The following is a 645-nucleotide window of genomic DNA, read 5'->3' as shown; positions in this document are numbered from 1 at the left end:
GGTTTCACTCACGGTGGTTTCGTTGCCTACGCTATCGCGTACGCTCACTTCAATCGTGCTTTCACCTTCACTAAGTGGTGTACTCGGTGTGGCGCTCCAATCACCATTTGCATCAACAAGCGCAGTGATGGTTTGTGGATTACCATCGCTGTCGGTCACCACTATCGTCACTTGCGCGCCTTCGCCCGCATCGCTCGTGCCACTGATTATAGGCGTGTTGCTATTGCTTTGTGCATCCACCTCAACAGTAAGCGTAGGCGGTGTGCTATCAAAGTCATCTGAGCTGATTGTGCGCGTGTTACCGGCTGCATCGGTGGCTGTGGCTATTACAGAGCCAACATCAAGGAGTGATACATCCAAGCCCACTAATGACCAATTACCATTGGCATCGGTTGTGGTGGTGTAAGTGGCCCCAATGCCACCGCCTATAAGTTGCTCAGTGATAGTAATTTCGCTGCCTGCTGGCAGGTCAGAGGTACCGCTTAGGGTCACTAATAAACCAAGCTCAAAGGTCGGTGTAAAGGCAAGGGTTGGTGGCGTCACATCCACTTCGCCGTTGTCTGTGCCTGTACCCGTGTTGCCTGCTGCATCAGTGATGCTGGCGCTAACACTGTAGTTGCCTTCTGCTAAGTCGCTGGTTGGTGT

1 protein-coding gene is annotated in these 645 nt (G+C 52.6%); it reads right to left on the bottom strand.

The window, feature by feature from the left end; genetic code table 11:
- Positions 1-645 (bottom strand): Ig-like domain-containing protein (locus tag AN391_RS19835; protein ID WP_200910108.1); only part of this gene is annotated, 645 nt, incomplete at both ends.

This window comes from Pseudoalteromonas sp. P1-13-1a, from assembly GCF_001401875.1.
Classification (GTDB): Bacteria; Pseudomonadota; Gammaproteobacteria; order Enterobacterales; family Alteromonadaceae; genus Pseudoalteromonas.
The sequence above is the reverse complement of the archived record's forward strand: the minus strand, read 5'-3'. Positions and strand labels throughout refer to the sequence as shown.